Raw genomic sequence first — 15,919 nt, 5'->3', positions numbered from 1 at the left:
GGCCACGACATCGCTCAACGGTCCACTTTCTCACCAGCGCCGGACGGGTTGCCGCTTTCCGGTCCGGTGTCAGGGGCGAGGTCACTCGGCTGCCCTGGATCCGAGCCGCTGCCGCCACCCTCAGTGTCCGGCGTATCCGACGTCCCGGGGTCTCCGGCATCGGCGGTCTCCGCGGCGGCAGCGCGCTTGCGCTGGGTGTACATCCTGATGCCTGCGAGGACGAGCAGGAGAACACCGCCCGCGAGGACGAGCATGACGGTCGGAGTGATCTCGGAGACCCTCACCGTGAACGACATCTCGGGGCCGTACGGTGTGCCGTCCTTCGTGAAGAGCTGGGCGGTCATCTGGACCTGACCGTTGGCATTGGCGGCGGCCGGGAACTTCACGGACTGGCTGTGGCCTCCCTCGACCTTGATCGGCTGCTCCGCCATGCCCTCGTCCCCATCGAAGTGGAGACGGTTCGGGTTGTTGGACTTCAGCCGCAGCACAAGGTCGTCGATGCCCTGGACCAGCTGGTTCTGCACCGTGACCGGGATGGTCGCACTGCGACCGGACAGGGTCACATCCGACTTCTCGATCAGCCGGACCTCTTCGGTGAGGTTCCGCAGATACGACTGGACCTCGTCGCGGTAGCGCTGAGCCGCTTCAGGCTTGCCCCGCCACGCCGTCGACAGCTCACGGTCGATCGCCCTGCCGAAGGGGGCTTCGACCCGGTCGGCGAAGGTGAGGACGACCTTGAACTTGTCCAGTGTGCTCTGCGTCTCGCTGATGTCCTCGAATGCCTCGACCGGCAGCTCCTGCCGGCGCAGCCCGGCGGGGTACTGGGAGGCACTGGGCACCTTGGTGTTCGCGTCGGCGTCCGGTTCGGCGGACGCCGCCGCCACCAGATCCAGCGGCTGTGTCCAGCGCTTGGGCTCGAGAGCACGCAGGGCGCGGGCCATGGACTGGGCCTGGGCCACTGTGGGCACGCGCTGCGGAGCGACCACGATGCTCCGCTGCTTCTCGGGGTCCTGGAGGGCGAGGGCCAGCGACTGTGCCAGGAATTTCTGTACCGCGAGCGTGGAGTCGCCGGCGTCCGTCATGTCGCCCTGGAAGGCGGTCGACAGGCGGGTGTCGGCGACCACGGCCGTGGTGCCGCCACCGATGGGACGGGCTGCGGTGGGGGTGTACGACAGATTGTCCTGGAGGCTGTCGCTCCGGGCGATCACCTTGTGTGCACCGGCCGAGGTGGCCACGTCCACGATCGACGAGTCGATCGCGCCGTCCACCGGCCAGGCGAAATCGACGGAGGGCTTCACATGGAGAATCGTCTCCACTGTGATCTCCGCCACTTGTGTGGCCGGCTGCAGATGGCTGAGCGAACCGGAGACCGACTTGCCCGTGTGCGCCAGCGAGGCGAGGTCCGGGTCCGCGAACGGGAGAGCAACGACCTTCTTGCCCTGTACTGCGTCTTCGACAGAGCTCAGCCATCGCTTGGCGACGGCCTGGTTCCTGCCGGCCACCGTGGAGTCCCCGCTCTTGACCCGGTAGCTCCGTGTCATGGCGTCGACGGTGGCCAGAAGGTCCGGGTCGATGACCCAGGTGACCGGCAGCTCCTTGCCGAGTGACACCAACTGGTCGAGCCGCCCGCCGGGAGCGAGTTCGGCCGCCAGCGCCTCGTCCTCGAAGACGGGGGTCTGCTGTTCGTCCGAGCCGGTTTCCGACGTGAGGTGGGTCGAGGAGATCAGCGGCCAGAGATAGGTGAGTCGTGTCTTCTTCTCCATGGCCCCCGGCTGCCAGGGAAGGAAGGTCCGCTCGATGCCGAGGACACGCTCGAAGGACTGGCTCGAGGTCTGACCCGTCAGGGACACACCGAGCTCGTAGACGCCGCCGTTGTCGTCGTCGAGATCGAGTTCGTCGGCGGGCACCGAGAGCTTGAAGTCGTAACTGATACCCGAGGCGAGCTTCGGAAGGTCGACGCTGTACTTGTCGTCGACCGTCGGGCCGTCCACACCGTAGGTGTAGCCGGTCCTCTCAGCGGCCCGGTCGATGCCTGTTCTGCCGGCCAGCTTGGGGCCCACCCGGAGATCGACATGTGCGCCTGTGATCGTCCGCGGGCCCTCGTTGACCACGGTCCCCGAGACCGTGATCGTGTCGTCCTTACCGGGCGCTTCCGGCGTCACCGTGTCCAGCGACACATCAACGGTCCGGGATCCGTTGGGTTCCGCGGCCTGTGCGACGGGTGCGGCCGGGCCGCACAGCAGTCCGGTCAGGAGTGGCACGCCGGTGATCAGGGAGGCTGTGCGACGCAGCCACCGGCGCGCAGGAGAACTACGCATCCCCTGGAAGTCTGCCGCCTCGGCCACGCGCTCGCCCGTCCCTCGTCGTCTGCTGTCCTTGGTGGTTCTCTGTTCTTGCGTCCACGCATGGTAACGAGGCCCGCTGTGTTCAAGTGCCGCGGAGTGCCCCACAAGATCGGAGCGGACCGGCGAGGCACCGGAAACGGGGACGACCCGGTCGGCCCGGGCACGTACCCTTTTCTGTTGTGCCGAACGCCAATGAAGACAACCCCACTGCCCTGAGCCAGGCGCAACACCGCGCGGTGAGCGAACTGCTGCGGGTGTCACCCGTCGCCGACGACCTGGCGCGCCGTTTCCAGGATGCCGGATTCAGTCTTGCCCTGGTCGGCGGGTCGGTCCGCGACGCGTTGCTCGGTCGGCTCGGCAATGACCTCGACTTTACGACGGACGCCCGTCCCGAGGATGTGCTGAAGATCGTCCGTCCATGGGCGGATTCGGTGTGGGACGTCGGTATCGCCTTCGGCACGGTCGGTGCTCAGAAGGCCGGACGCGTCGGCGACGCGGTTCAGCCCTTCCAGATCGAGGTGACGACATACCGCTCGGAGGCATACGACCGGACGTCACGTAAGCCGGAGGTCTCCTACGGCGACTCCATCGAGGAGGACCTGGTCCGGCGCGACTTCACGGTCAATGCGATGGCCGTGGCGCTGCCGGCCAAGGAATTCATCGATCCCCACGGGGGCCTGAAGGACCTTGCCGCGAAGGTCCTGCGCACGCCCGGTACACCCGAGGAGTCCTTCTCCGACGACCCGCTGCGGATGATGAGGGCCGCCCGGTTCGCCGCGCAGCTCGACTTCGAGGTGGCGCCGGACGTCGTCGCCGCCATGAAGGCGATGGCGGAGCGTATCGAGATCGTTTCCGCCGAACGGGTGCGTGACGAGTTCAACAAGCTGCTCCTGTCCGGACACCCCCGCAAGGGACTGTCGCTCCTCGTCGACACCGGCCTTGCCGCCCATGTGCTGCCCGAGCTGCCGGCGCTCCGTCTGGAGAGTGACGAGCACCATCGGCACAAGGACGTCTACGAGCACTCGCTCACCGTGCTGGACCAGGCCATCGCCCTCGAGGAGGACGAGCCCGATCTGGTGCTCCGGCTGGCCGCACTGCTGCACGACATCGGGAAGCCGAGGACTCGCCGCTTCGAGCAGGACGGCCGGGTCTCCTTCCATCACCACGAGGTGGTGGGCGCGAAGATGACCAAGAAGCGCATGACGGCGCTGAAGTACTCGAACGAGATGGTCAAGGACGTCTCGCGGCTCGTGGAACTGCACCTGCGTTTCCACGGCTATGGAACCGGCGAGTGGACCGACTCCGCTGTGCGACGGTATGTGCGCGACTCCGGACCGCTTCTGGACCGCCTCCACAAGCTGACCCGCTCCGACTGCACCACGCGGAACAAGCGGAAGGCGGCAGCCCTCTCACGCGCCTACGACGGCCTTGAGGACCGCATTGCCCAGCTTCAGGAACAGGAGGAGCTGGATGCCATCAGGCCAGACCTGAACGGCAACGAGATTCAGGAGATCCTGGGCATCGGCCCTGGCCCTGTGATCGGCAAGGCGTACGCGTTTCTCCTCGAGTTGCGGCTGGAGAACGGGCCGATGGAGCGCGACGCTGCGGTGGCGGCGCTCAAGGAGTGGTGGGCCAAGCGAGGCTGAGCGTGAAACGGCGCGATGTTTCACGTGAAACATCGCGCCATCGACACGAGCCGAGTGGGCTTGTTTCACGTGAAACAAGCCCGCGGGAGCGGCTACTTCTTGATCTCGTTCAGGCAGAGCACGAACGACTTGCCGGAGCTGCGCCGTCCGCTGGTCTGCTCGTAGTAGCCGATGTCGGCCTTGCCTTCGCAGATCGTCTGGTCCGTCGTGTCGCTGTGCACGGAGACCACCTTGTAGGCCGCCTCGGTACCGCCGCAGTCGACGACCTGCAGATCCGGGTTGATGTCGTTACCGCTGTTCTTGAGGCAGTCGCCCGCCTTCGCTGTGTCGGCATCGTCGCGGCCCATGAACCAGAACACCGCGAAAGCGATGACGGCCAGAACGCCCACGACTATCTGGAACTTCTTCTTGAGGCTGAGGCCACCGCGCGAGGGTGCAGGGGGCGGCGTCGGCGCTGTTCCCCACTGCTGCGGCTGAGTCTGTCCGTAACCCGGCTGGGGCTGCTGCATGTGCGGCTGCTGCGGGTAGCCGTACCCCGGCTGCGGCTGCTGGGGCGGCTGTCCGTAGGGGCCCTGCCCCTGCTGCGGCGGATAGGTCATGCGGGATTCCCCCTGAGAGAGTGCTCTTGTGTTTGACGCGGGCACGCTATAGCACTCGGTCGACACGGCCCCAACGCACCAGGCCTGCGGCTGCCGTTGCATAGATCCCCGCCACCATCAGGACCAGCGGAACCGACCGGCCGTCAGGGGGAAGCATCAACGCGGCGACGCCCGCCGCGCCGACGAAGGCGACGTTGAACAGCACGTCGTACAGGGAGAAGACCCGGCCGCGGAACGCGTCTTCCACGGAGGTCTGCACCACCGTGTCCGTCGCGATCTTCGCCCCCTGCGTCACGAGCCCGAGCAGGAAGGCTGCGACAAGCATCGGGCCGGGCCTGAACGGCAGTGCCAGAGAAGGCACGAGGACTGCGGCGGCCGCCGCGCAGGCGGTCATCCATCCGTACCGGCCGAGCTTCCCGATCCCCCAAGGGGTCAGGACGGCCGCCGCGAAGAAGCCGGCGCCCGAGGCGGCCAGGGCCAGGCCCAGCAGCGCAAGTCCGTCCGACTCGTCGGTGGACCAGGAGTAGCGGCAGAGCATGAGCACCATCACCGTCAGCGCTCCGTAGCAGAAACGGAGCATTGTCATCGCGGTGAGCGCGTAAGTCGCCGCAGGGCGCCGGCTCAGGTACCGAAGCCCTTCGAGCAGTCCCCGCGCCGTGGAGGCGATCGCGGCACCCAGGCGGGGCTGAACCACGTCAGGGTCCGGGCCGAGCAGGTCCCTCGCCATCCGCAGGGAAGCCAGGGCCGAGCCGAGGTACAGCGCCGCTCCGAAAAGGACGACAGCGGCGTCCGAGTCCGATGCGACCAGTCGCACAAGGAAAGCGAGACCGCCGCCGGCTGTCGCGGCAAGCGTTCCCGCGGTGGGCGAGAGGGAGTTGGCCATGACGAGGTGCTCGGAATCCACGACGCGTGGGAGCGCCGCGGAGAGCCCGGCCAGAACGAAGCGGTTGACGGCCGTGACCGACAGGGCCGAGGCGTAGAAGAGCCAGTCGGGGACGGTAGCGAGGATCAGCAATGCGGTGCAACAGGCGAGGAGTGCACGCAGCAGGTTCCCGTACAGGAACACCTGGCGGCGTTGCCACCGGTCGAGCAGCACCCCGGCAAAGGGGCCGACCAGGGAGTAGGGGAGGAGCAGGACGGCCATGGCGGACGCGATCGCGGCCGGAGAAGTCTGCTGTTCCGGGGAGAAGACCACGTATGTGGCCAGAGCGACCTGGTAGACGCCGTCGGCCGCCTGAGAGAGCAGGCGCACGGTCAGCAGCCGGCGGAAGTCGGCGAGGCGCAGGAGTACGCGCAGATCACGTACGACGGGCATGCGAGTAAGGGTCACACACGCGGAGGGTCCCCGGGTGTACGACCCGGGGACCCTCCGCGACGGCAGGTGGAAGCGCTTAGCGCTCGACCTCACCCTGGATGAACTTCTCGACGTTCTCGCGGGCCTCGTCGTCGAAGTACTGAACCGGCGGGGACTTCATGAAGTACGAGGACGCGGAGAGGATCGGGCCGCCGATGCCGCGGTCCTTGGCGATCTTCGCGGCACGCACGGCGTCGATGATGACACCGGCCGAGTTCGGGGAGTCCCAGACCTCGAGCTTGTACTCGAGGTTCAGCGGGACGTCGCCGAAGGCACGGCCCTCGAGGCGCACGTAGGCCCACTTACGGTCGTCCAGCCAGGCCACGTAGTCCGACGGCCCGATGTGGACGTTCTTCTCGCCCATGTCGCGGTCGGGGATCTGCGAGGTGACGGCCTGCGTCTTCGAGATCTTCTTGGACTCCAGGCGCTCACGCTCGAGCATGTTCTTGAAGTCCATGTTGCCGCCGACGTTCAGCTGCATCGTGCGGTCCAGGATGACGCCCCGGTCCTCGAAGAGCTTGGCCATCACGCGGTGCGTGATGGTGGCGCCGACCTGCGACTTGATGTCGTCGCCGACGATCGGAACACCGGCCTCGGTGAACTTGTCCGCCCACTCCTTGGTGCCGGCGATGAACACCGGGAGAGCGTTGACGAACGCGACCTTGGCGTCGATGGCGCACTGCGCGTAGTACTTCGCAGCATCCTCGGAACCGACGGGCAGGTAGCAGACCAGGACGTCGACCTGCTTGTCCTTGAGGGTCTGGACGATGTCGACCGGCGCCTCGGCGGACTCCTCGATGGTCTCGCGGTAGTACTTGCCGAGACCGTCGAGCGTGTGGCCACGCTGAACGGTGATGCCGGTGTTCGGCACGTCGCAGATCTTGATGGTGTTGTTCTCGCTGGCGCCGATGGCGTCCGAGAGGTCGAGGCCGACCTTCTTGGCGTCCACGTCGAAGGCGGCCACGAACTCGATGTCACGGACGTGGTAGTCGCCGAACTGGACGTGCATCAGACCCGGCACCTTGCCGGCCGGGTCGGCGTCCTTGTAGTACTCGACGCCCTGCACCAGCGAGGCGGCGCAGTTGCCCACGCCGACGATGGCTACGCGAACCGAACCCATTGGCGGTTGCTCCCTGTGTGTTATCGGTGTTCCGGATGAAACCCTGCGGTGCGCGGGGTTTCACTTGGCGGGGTCGTCGGACGGATCCGGCGGGGTGGAGTCATCGGGAGGCGTCCCTCCGGAAGACTCGGCACCCCTGTGCCGGGGCAGGCCGCCCGTCGCTCCAGATGTGTTGTCCTGCTGCGCGGTGCTCTCGGGCGAGGATCTCTGATCCCGCCCTGCCCGCTCGCTCTCGATGAGCTCGTTCAGCCAGCGCACTTCACGCTCCACGGACTCCATGCCGTGCCGCTGCAGCTCGAGGGTGTAGTCGTCGAGACGCTCGCGGGTGCGGGCCAAGGAGGCACGCATCTTCTCCAGACGCTCTTCGAGCCGGCTGCGGCGGCCTTCCAGCACCCGCATCCGCACTTCGCGCTCCGTCTGCCCGAAGAAGGCGAAACGTGCCGCGAAGTGCTCGTCCTCCCAGCTGTCGGGGCCGGTGTGGGAGAGCAGCTCCTCGAAGTGCTCCTTACCTTCCGCCGTCAACCGGTAGACGATCTTTGCGCGCCGGCCGGCGAGCGAGGCTGCGAGGGCGTCCTCGGGAGCGTTTCCCGGTTCCTCGATCAACCAGCCGTTGGCGACCAGCGTCTTGAGGCAGGGGTAGAGGGTTCCGTAGCTGAAGGCGCGGAAGATTCCCAGTGACGTGTTGAGCCGCTTGCGCAGCTCGTAACCGTGCATCGGGGCTTCGCGGAGCAGACCGAGGACGGCGAACTCGAGGATGCCGGAGCGCTTGCTCACGGTCGCCTCCTTCGCCGGTCCCGGTCCTGTATGTCGTGCTGATGTATCGACTCGATACATCAGCACGATAGAGCGGCTCGACTGTCCCGACAAGGGCGGCCATGGTGAGCGGCGTCACATCGTCAATTCATAGGGAGAGAGTTGCCTGAAATGGGGTGAACTTCAGGCCTAGGCGGGTTTTGGCCGTGCGTAGTCTGTGCGGATGCAGACCACCGGGAACCATGTGACGCCTCCATGCGTCATCGCCGTGGATGCACAGCGGATGAGCCCTTCCCAGAGCTCGTCCGTATCCATTTCGGGGGGACCGGAACTCAACTGCCGCTTCCAGGCGTCTCGCCTGCCCGAGGAGTAGTCGTTCGATGAGCGAGCACCGTCGCAAACCGCCGCAGCCACAGGGTGGCGGGCGCGCCGCGGCCAGACGCGCCGCCCAGCAGTCTTCAGGCCGCCGGGGCGTCCCACCCCGGGGCGCCACGTCGGCCTCACCTGCCGCTTCACATGGTGAGGAACGGCCCTACAGCAGTCGCGCCGAGGCGCGCCGCGCCGCGCAGCGCGGTGGCGGCCACGGAGGGCGCGGTGGCCGTCGCGGCGGAGGCGGCGGTGACGGCGGATACGACGGTGCCGGCCGCCGTGGTGGACGGCCGGGTAAGAAGAGGCTGATCGACTACCCGCGCCACGGCAAATACGGGTGGCGGCGCTGGGTCCCCTCCTGGAAGCTCGTGACCGGGCTGTTCCTCGGGTTCCTCGCCAGTCTGATGACGGCGGGCACCATCGCCTACGCCATGGTGGGCGTGCCCGAGCAGGCTTTGATCGCCGGGGCGCAGAACAACGTCTACTACTGGGACGACGGCACCCAGATGGTGGCCACCGGTGGTGAGGTCAACCGGCAGATCATCCCCATCTCGAAGATCCCCATCGAGATGCAGAACGCCGTCATCTCCGCGGAGAACAAGACCTTCCGCGAGGACTCGGGCATCGACCCGATGGGTATCGGCCGGGCCGTGTTCAACATGGCACGGGGCGAGCAGACCCAGGGTGGTTCGACGATCACCCAGCAGTATGTGAAGAACGCGCGGCTGGACAACCAGGACCAGACCCTCAGCCGTAAGTTCCAAGAGCTTTTCATCTCCATGAAGATCGACTCGGAGATGAAGAAGGAAGACATCATGGAGGGGTACCTCAACACCTCCTACTACGGCCGAGGCGCTTACGGCATCCAGGCCGCGGCCCGCACGTACTTCAACAAGGACGCCGACAAGCTCGACGTGAGCCAGTGCGCGTTCCTCGCGTCGCTCCTCAAGGGTGCGACCTACTACGACCCGGCCGGCGCCACGGCGATCGATCCGTCGGCGACGGAGGAAGCCAACACCAAGCGGATGAGGATCCGCTGGAGCTGGATCCTCGACGAGATGGTCAAGGACAAGTACCTCGACGCGGCGGAGCGTCAGAAGTACACGGACCTTCCCGCGTCGGAGTCGCCCCGAAAGAACGCCCAGCTCGGCGGCCAGATCGGTTACCTGGTGGACCTGGCCAAGGCCAACTTCCTGAACAACTACGACCAGGAAGTCGACCTGTCCAAGGGCGGATACGAGATCTACACGACCTTCAACAAGAAGCGGGTCGCTGCCCTCGAGAACGCGGTCAAGAAGGTCCGTGACGAGAACATCGACCCGAAGAAGCGCCCGGATGATGACACGCACGTCCAGTTCGGCGGCGCCTCGGTCGAGCCCGGGACGGGCAAGATCGTCGCGATCTACGGCGGTGAGGACGCCACCAAGCACTTCACCAACAACGCCGATGCCACCGGTGCCCAGGTCGGATCGACGTTCAAGCCCTTCGTCCTCGCTGCGGCCATGCGCGACGGCGTCCGCAACCCCGAGCTCCAGGAGGAGCAGGGGCCCGACGACCGCCGGATTGTCGATCCCGACAAGAGCCGGTACAGCGGCAAGAACAAGCTGAAGATCAAAAACTACGACGGTTCCGTCTGGCGCGACGAGAAGGGGAAGGAGTGGAATCAGACCAACGACGGTCAGCAGAACTACGGCAACATCAGCCTGCGCGAGGCGATGATCCACTCCGCCAACTCCCCCTACGTGCAGCTCGGCATGGACATCGGCATCCCGCAGGTGAGGGACGCCGCCATCGACGCCGGTCTGCTCGAGTCCAGCCTGAGCAAGTCGAACGTGCCCTCCTTCTCGCTCGGTATCTCCGAGCCCAGCGCCATCCGTATGGCAGGCGCCTACGGCACCTTCGCCGCCGAGGGTGAGCAGCGTGACCCGTATTCGGTGACGAAGGTCAAGCACGAGGGCCTGACCGTTTACGAGCACGAGGACAAGGCCGAGCAGGCCTTCGACAAGAACATCGCCAACAACGTGACCGATGTCCTCAGGGATGTCGTCGAGCATCCCGAAGGCACGGGTAACAACGCCCAGGTCAAGGGACGGCAGGTCGCCGGCAAGACCGGTACGACCGACTTCAACAAGTCCGCCTGGTTCGTCGGATACACGCCCCAGCTGTCGACCGCCATCGACATGTACCGCTTGGACGACAACGAGAAGAACAAGAAGCGCGAGTTCCTCGAGATGTACGACACCGGTGGACAGGACAAGATCCACGGTTCGTCGTTCCCGTCCGAGATCTTCCAGGACTACATGACGGAAGCGCTCAAGGGCACCAAGGTCCTCAACTTCCCGAAGCCGGAGCCGATCGACGGTGAGGCGGTCTGGGGCGGCGGTGCGGTCAGCCCGTCCCCGACGCCCAGCAGCAGCCCGTCCTCGTCTCCGTCCCCGTCTCCGTCCACGTCCCCCAGCCCGCCCCCGTCGAGCAGCCCCGGTCCCTCGGAGTCCTGCAACCCGTGGGAGGACTGGACCTGCGGCGTCGACGGTGGCAGCGGCAACGGCGGCGGTGACGGTGGCGGCGGCAACGGCGGCGTGACGTCGAGCCCGTCGACGTCGACCGGCACCGACGGCGGTGCCGACAGCGGCGGTGGCAACGGTAACGGTGGCGGCAACGGCGGCGGCGGCCTCTTCGGAGGCACCGACGGCGAAGGCTGACGGTCACCCGCGTCGGCCATGACGAGGCCGCCGCACCGGGAAAGGACCGGCATTCGTGCCGAGCCCCCGGGGCGGCGGCCCTCGTCGTATCCCCCTCCCTGTACGGCAGGATGTGCACCATGCCCAGCGCAGAAGAGACGAGCGTGTACGAGGAAAAGCCCGACGTACGCCCCGAGGCTCCCGACGTACGTCCCACACGGCGTGACCGGATCGCCGCGGCAGGCAGCGAGCTGATCGGTGGCCCGGCCGGGCGCTGGGCGTCGCGCAGCGAGGGCGGCCCGCTCACACCCGTGCGTGTGGTGGCGCTGGTCGCCATCGGCATGTTCGCGCTGGGCATGGTGCAGAAGCTGCCCTGTTACAACTGGGCGTGGTTCAGGGGCACCAGCTCGCAGTACACCCACGCGTGCTACTCGGACATCCCGCATCTCTTCGTGGGCCGCGGCTTCTCCGAGGGCCTGATCCCGTACTTCGACCGGCTGCCCGGCGACATGGAGTACCTCGAGTACCCCGTGCTGACGGGCCTCTTCATGCAGGTCGCCTCCTGGATCGGCCGCCTCGGTGGTGGCTCCGGCCAGGCGCCCCAGCAGATGTACTGGATGATCAACGCGGGGCTGCTGATGATCTGCGCAGCGGTCATCGCCGTCTGCGTCGCCCGCACGCACCGCCGGCGCCCCTGGGACGCGCTGCTCGTCGCTCTCGCCCCCGCCTTCGCGCTGACCGCCACCATCAACTGGGACCTGCTCGCGGTGGCTCTCACCGCCGCGGCGATGCTGATGTGGTCACGCGGCAGGGTTGTCGCTTTCGGCGTCCTGATCGGACTCGCGACCGCCGCCAAGCTGTATCCGGTGCTGCTGCTCGGCCCACTGCTCGTCCTGTGCTGGCGGGCGGGCAAGTGGCGGGAATTCATCACGGCGACGCTCGGCGCGGCGGCAGCCTGGCTCGTGGTCAATCTGCCCGTGATGCTGTTCGCGCCGGAGGGCTGGAAGAAGTTCTACACGTTCAGCCAGGAGCGCCAGGTCGACTTCGGATCGTTCTGGCTGATCATCACGCAGCGCACCGGTGAGTCCATCGACGTGGAGAACGTCAACACCTACGCCACCCTGCTGATGATCGTGGCCTGCGCGGGCATCGGCCTGCTCACGTTGCGGGCCCCGCGCCGCCCCCGCTTCGCCCAGGTCGCCTTCCTGGTCGTGGCCGCGTTCATCCTCACCAACAAGGTCTACTCGCCGCAGTACGTGCTGTGGCTGATCCCGCTCGCCGCCCTCGCCCGTCCCCGCTGGCGCGACTTCCTCATCTGGCAGGCGTGCGAGGTCATGTACTACCTGGGCATCTGGATGTACCTCGCCTACACGACCAGCCCCAAGCACCAAGGGCTGCCACAAGAGGGCTACCAGTTGGCCATCGCGCTGCATCTGCTCGGGACGCTGTACCTGTGCGCCGTGATCGTGCGCGACATCCTCATGCCGGAACGGGACGGGGTTCGTCAGGACGGCTCCGACGATCCCGGCGGGGGTGTGCTCGACGGTGCTCCGGACGCGTTCGTGCTGGGGCCGGCGGCGCATCCGCCGCGGCACGCCGCTCACGCCGAGGAAGGTCCGCGCGTGGAGTGGGGCGTTCAGGCCGGGAGCGGCCCGGAGACCGGACCGCATCCTTCCGTCTGAAACCGTCTGCGGGCCCGAGCCCGGCCGGCGGGGGACGGGGCGGCGTGCCCGTCCCCCGGACAGGGGCCTTGCTAGCGGTCCACCAGCCGGTCGAACTGCGTCGTCGTGTGCCTGAGGTGCGCCACCAGCTCGTCACCGACCTTCGGCTCCTGCGCGTCGGCGGGCACGAACAGGATCGAGACCTGCATGTGGGGCGGCTCGGCGAACCAGCGCTGCTTGCCCGCCCACACGAACGGCGACAGGTTGCGGTTGACCGTCGCCAGTCCCGCCCGTGCCACACCCTTCGCACGCGGCATCACACCGTGCAGCGCCTTGGGCGCCTCGAGGCCGACGCCGTGCGAGGTGCCGCCCGCCACCACGACGAGCCAGCCGTCCGAGGCGGCCTTCTGCTGGCGGTAGCCGAAACGATCCCCCCTGGCCACGCGGGTGACGTCGAGCACGGCGCCGCGGTACTCGGTGGCCTCGTGGTCGCCGAGCCACAGCCGCGTCCCGATCCGCGCGCGAAAGCGGGTCTGCGGGAACTGCTGCTGCAGCCGGGCCTGCTCCTGGGCGCGCAGATGACTCACGAACATCGTGTGCAGCGGCAGCCTGGCCGCACGCAGCCGGTCCATCCAGCCGATGACTTCCTCGACCGCGTCGGAACCGTCGGTCCGGTCCAGCGGCAGGTGCAGGGCGAAGCCCTCCAGCCGCACGTCCTCGATGGCGGCGTGCAGCTGGCCGAGGTCCTGCTCGGAGATGCCGTGGCGCTTCATCGAGCTCATGCACTCGATGACGACCCGGGCTCCCACCAGCGCGTGTACGCCGTCGACCGAGGAGACGGAGCGGACCACCCTGTCGGGCAGCGGCACCGGTTCCTCACCGCGCCGGAAGGGCGTGAGCACCAGGAGATCGCCGCTGAACCAGTCCTTGATCCGTGCGGCCTCGTACGTCGTGCCCACGGCGAGCATGTCGGCGCCGAAGCGTGACGCCTCCTCCGACAGCCGCTCGTGGCCGAAGCCGTAGCCATTGCCCTTGCAGACCGGGACGAGACCGGGGAACTGGTCGATCACCGACTTCTGGTGCGCCCGCCAGCGAGCGGTGTCGACGTAGAGGGAGAGCGCCATGGCCGGCCCGGAACCTTTCTGGTGGCTGCGGTGTATCAGAGATATGTACGAGACTACGGAGTCGGCCGCGGCGTCGTCAGCGACGCGACATGTAGATGTCGAGCGCCTTGTGGAGGAGCTTGTTCAGCGGGAAGTCCCACTCACCGACGTACTCGACGGCCTCGCCGCCGGTCCCGACCTTGAACTGGATCAGGCCGAAGAGGTGGTCCGTCTCGTCGAGCGAGTCGCTGATGCCCCGCAGGTCGTAGACCGTCGCGCCCATGGCGTACGCGTCGCGGAGCATCCGCCACTGCATCGCGTTCGAGGGCCGGACCTCGCGCCCGATGTTGTCCGAGGCGCCGTACGAGTACCAGACATGACCGCCGACGACCAGCATCGTCGCCGCGGACAGGTTGACCCCGTTGTGCCGCGCGAAGTACAGGCGCATGCGGTTCGGGTCCTCGTTGTTCAGCACCGTCCACATGCGCTGGAAGTACGAGAGGGGGCGCGGCCGGAAACGGTCCCGCTCAGCAGTGATCTCGTACAGCCGCTGCCATTCGGCGAGGTCCTCGTAGCGGCCCTGCACGACCTCCACGCCGGCCTTCTCGGCCTTCTTGATGTTGCGCCGCCACAACTGGTTGAAGCCCTTGAGGACATCGTCCAGCGAGCGGTTGGCCAGCGGCACCTGATAGACGTACCGGGGCTGGACGTCGCCGAAGCCGGCGCCGCCGTCCTCGCCCTGCTGCCAGCCCATCTTCCGCAGCCTGTCGGCCACTTCGAACGCGCGCGGCTCGATGTGGGTCGCTTCCACGTCGCGCAGTCGCTTCACGTCCGGGTCCTGGATACCGGCCTTGATCGCCGGCGCGTCCCACCGGCGGATCACGACCGGTGGCCCCATCTTCACCGAGAAGGCGCCCTGGTTCTTCAGGTGCGCCAGCATCGGCTGGAGCCAGTCGTCCAGGTTGGGGGCGTACCAGTTGATCACCGGGCCCTCGGGGAGGTACGCCAGGTATCGCTTGATCTTGGGGAGCTGGCGGTAGAGCACCAGGCCCGCGCCGACGAGCTCACCGTTCTTGTCGAACCAGCCGAGGTTCTCCGAGCGCCACTCCGTCTTCACGTCCGCCCACGCCGGGACCTGGCAGTGACTCGCCGAGGGCAGGGTCTGGATGTATGCCAGATGCTGCTCACGGCTGATGGTCCTCAGGGTCAGGCTCATGCGGGGCGCTCCTCGGCAGGTGTGTCCCCATGGGTCAGGGGCTCCGGCTCTCGCGCCGAAGCCTACTGGTCCGTGGCTGGGGCCCGAATGGCTGTGTGCGGGAGCGGGCCGCCGGCCGGCCCGCTCCCGTCCCCGCCCCTGGGTTCGACGCCCCCCGGCCTCAGCCGAGGACGCCACCGAAGAGTCCGCCGTGAGCCATCCCGAGGAAGAACCCCACCGCGGATGCGCCCAGCCCGACGATCAGCAGGAACCGCTCACGGGTCGTCGCGGAGATGAACTGTCCGTACGCGCCCGTCCCGATTCCGATGAGCCCCGCCCATGAGCTGAGCAGATGCAGATTGTGGAACATCGCCGAGATGAACGCGAGAGCGCCCAGTACCAGCGTCACCGCCATCAGGGTGTCCTGAAGGGGATGAGGCTTGCCGTCCGTGGCGAACAGCGAGACAGAGGAGTGACGTCGCATTGCCTGTGCCATGAGGCACCTCCTGGCTTTGCCGGAAGGCGGCGCATCGTAGCGCCGCGTCCACCCGATGTGTACAGATTGCGGCCAGGGGCCACCGGATTTCAACCGGAAGCCGGAGTGCGGGTACTCTGTACGGTCTGCACCGGTGTCTGCCCAGGGCCACGACGCGATCGCCACTCGACGAGGGGGGATTGTCAGTGGCGGCCGATACCGTTGCTCACGCATCACGACCCTCCTGCCACGGAACGACCGTGGCCGCTGAGTCCAAAGGAGGTGGGTTCCACATGCGTCACTACGAGGTGATGGTCATCCTCGACCCCGATCTCGAGGAGCGCGCTGTCTCCCCGCTGATCGAGAACTTCCTCTCCGTCGTCCGTGAGGGCAACGGAAAGGTCGAGAAGGTCGACACCTGGGGCCGTCGTCGTCTCGCTTACGAGATCAAGAAGAAGCCCGAGGGCATCTACTCGGTCATCGACCTGCAGGCCGAGCCTGCGGTCGTCAAGGAGCTCGACCGCCAGATGAACCTGAACGAGTCGGTCCTCCGGACCAAGGTCCTCCGTCCCGAGACCCACTGAGCACCTAGCTCAGAGGTCATCGGGTTTCGAGTAG

13 protein-coding genes are annotated in these 15,919 nt (G+C 67.2%); 4 read left to right on the top strand and 9 right to left on the bottom strand.

Features of this window, described 5'->3' with window-relative positions; all coding sequences use genetic code 11:
• Positions 1-14 precede the first annotated feature (14 nt).
• A complete protein-coding gene (locus ACTMTU_RS11190; RefSeq protein ID WP_441263325.1) occupies positions 15-2,345 on the bottom strand; it encodes a DUF6049 family protein in 2,331 nt (776 codons plus the stop codon).
• Positions 2,346-2,524: 179 nt separating this feature from the next.
• Between ACTMTU_RS11190 and ACTMTU_RS11185 the strand changes: the two genes are divergently transcribed.
• Positions 2,525-3,991 carry a CCA tRNA nucleotidyltransferase gene (locus tag ACTMTU_RS11185; RefSeq protein ID WP_441263324.1) on the top strand — a complete coding sequence of 489 codons (1,467 nt, stop codon included), beginning with the start codon at positions 2,525-2,527 and terminating at the stop codon, positions 3,989-3,991.
• A 92-nt stretch (positions 3,992-4,083) separates the two neighbouring features.
• On the opposite strand, the gene ACTMTU_RS11180 is transcribed toward ACTMTU_RS11185, so the two are convergent.
• From ACTMTU_RS11180 to ACTMTU_RS11160, 5 genes are all read right to left on the bottom strand, one after another.
• The gene (locus ACTMTU_RS11180) at positions 4,084-4,590 is read right to left on the bottom strand and encodes an LppU/SCO3897 family protein (protein ID WP_441263323.1); all 507 of its coding nucleotides are present in this window, start codon (positions 4,588-4,590) and stop codon (positions 4,084-4,086) included.
• Positions 4,591-4,636: 46 nt separating this feature from the next.
• Positions 4,637-5,905, bottom strand: coding sequence for an MFS transporter (locus ACTMTU_RS11175; protein WP_441263322.1), 1,269 nt, complete (start codon positions 5,903-5,905; stop codon positions 4,637-4,639).
• Between the two features lie 76 nt (positions 5,906-5,981).
• Entirely contained in the window at positions 5,982-7,064 is a 1,083-nt protein-coding gene (locus tag ACTMTU_RS11170; protein WP_441263321.1) for an inositol-3-phosphate synthase, read from the bottom strand.
• 60 nt (positions 7,065-7,124) lie between these two features.
• The gene (locus ACTMTU_RS11165; protein ID WP_441263320.1) at positions 7,125-7,838 is read right to left on the bottom strand and encodes a helix-turn-helix transcriptional regulator; all 714 of its coding nucleotides are present in this window, start codon (positions 7,836-7,838) and stop codon (positions 7,125-7,127) included.
• A gap of 491 nt (positions 7,839-8,329) precedes the next feature.
• On the bottom strand, positions 8,330-8,512 hold the full coding sequence (locus tag ACTMTU_RS11160; RefSeq protein WP_441263721.1) for a hypothetical protein: 183 nt from the start codon (positions 8,510-8,512) through the stop codon (positions 8,330-8,332).
• Here ACTMTU_RS11160 and ACTMTU_RS11155 point away from each other — a divergent pair.
• Both ACTMTU_RS11155 and ACTMTU_RS11150 read left to right on the top strand, forming a co-directional pair.
• On the top strand, positions 8,492-10,888 hold the full coding sequence (locus ACTMTU_RS11155) for a transglycosylase domain-containing protein (RefSeq protein WP_441263704.1): 2,397 nt from the start codon (positions 8,492-8,494) through the stop codon (positions 10,886-10,888). The genes ACTMTU_RS11160 and ACTMTU_RS11155 overlap by 21 nt on opposite strands.
• A gap of 119 nt (positions 10,889-11,007) precedes the next feature.
• On the top strand, positions 11,008-12,549 hold the full coding sequence (locus ACTMTU_RS11150) for a glycosyltransferase family 87 protein (protein WP_441263319.1): 1,542 nt from the start codon (positions 11,008-11,010) through the stop codon (positions 12,547-12,549).
• Positions 12,550-12,620: 71 nt separating this feature from the next.
• Here ACTMTU_RS11150 and ACTMTU_RS11145 read toward each other — a convergent pair whose 3' ends face one another.
• The 3 genes from ACTMTU_RS11145 to ACTMTU_RS11135 all read right to left on the bottom strand — a co-directional run bounded on the left by ACTMTU_RS11145 (position 12,621) and on the right by ACTMTU_RS11135 (position 15,322).
• Complete coding sequence (locus tag ACTMTU_RS11145; protein WP_159689867.1) at positions 12,621-13,652, bottom strand: alanine racemase; 1,032 nt, start codon at positions 13,650-13,652, stop codon at positions 12,621-12,623.
• Positions 13,653-13,728: 76 nt separating this feature from the next.
• On the bottom strand, positions 13,729-14,847 hold the full coding sequence (locus ACTMTU_RS11140; protein ID WP_005315017.1) for a lipid II:glycine glycyltransferase FemX: 1,119 nt from the start codon (positions 14,845-14,847) through the stop codon (positions 13,729-13,731).
• A gap of 160 nt (positions 14,848-15,007) precedes the next feature.
• The gene (locus ACTMTU_RS11135) at positions 15,008-15,322 is read right to left on the bottom strand and encodes a hypothetical protein (RefSeq protein ID WP_441263318.1); all 315 of its coding nucleotides are present in this window, start codon (positions 15,320-15,322) and stop codon (positions 15,008-15,010) included.
• A 272-nt stretch (positions 15,323-15,594) separates the two neighbouring features.
• Between ACTMTU_RS11135 and rpsF the strand changes: the two genes are divergently transcribed.
• Positions 15,595-15,885: a 30S ribosomal protein S6 gene (rpsF, locus tag ACTMTU_RS11130; RefSeq protein ID WP_004950685.1), complete on the top strand. Its 291-nt coding sequence runs from the start codon at positions 15,595-15,597 to the stop codon at positions 15,883-15,885.
• The last annotated feature ends 34 nt before the right edge of the window (positions 15,886-15,919 follow it).

Source organism: Streptomyces sp. OZ13 (assembly GCF_052068155.1).
Classification (GTDB): domain Bacteria; phylum Actinomycetota; class Actinomycetes; order Streptomycetales; family Streptomycetaceae; genus Streptomyces.
Note: the sequence above shows the minus strand (reverse complement) of the source record. Positions and strands in the feature narration are given on the sequence as shown.

Bases quoted from the DNA above. Each gene is read 5' to 3' on its own strand.
- ACTMTU_RS11180 (WP_441263323.1), bottom strand. From the start codon at position 4,590: ATGACCTATCCGCCGCAGCAGGGGCAGGGCCCCTACGGACAGCCGCCC.
- ACTMTU_RS11175 (WP_441263322.1), bottom strand. From the start codon at position 5,905: ATGCCCGTCGTACGTGATCTGCGCGTACTCCTGCGCCTCGCCGACTTC.
- ACTMTU_RS11170 (WP_441263321.1), bottom strand. From the start codon at position 7,064: ATGGGTTCGGTTCGCGTAGCCATCGTCGGCGTGGGCAACTGCGCCGCC.
- ACTMTU_RS11150 (WP_441263319.1), top strand. From the start codon at position 11,008: ATGCCCAGCGCAGAAGAGACGAGCGTGTACGAGGAAAAGCCCGACGTA.
- ACTMTU_RS11145 (WP_159689867.1), bottom strand. From the start codon at position 13,652: ATGGCGCTCTCCCTCTACGTCGACACCGCTCGCTGGCGGGCGCACCAG.
- ACTMTU_RS11140 (WP_005315017.1), bottom strand. From the start codon at position 14,847: ATGAGCCTGACCCTGAGGACCATCAGCCGTGAGCAGCATCTGGCATAC.
- ACTMTU_RS11135 (WP_441263318.1), bottom strand. From the start codon at position 15,322: ATGGCACAGGCAATGCGACGTCACTCCTCTGTCTCGCTGTTCGCCACG.
- rpsF (WP_004950685.1), top strand. From the start codon at position 15,595: ATGCGTCACTACGAGGTGATGGTCATCCTCGACCCCGATCTCGAGGAG.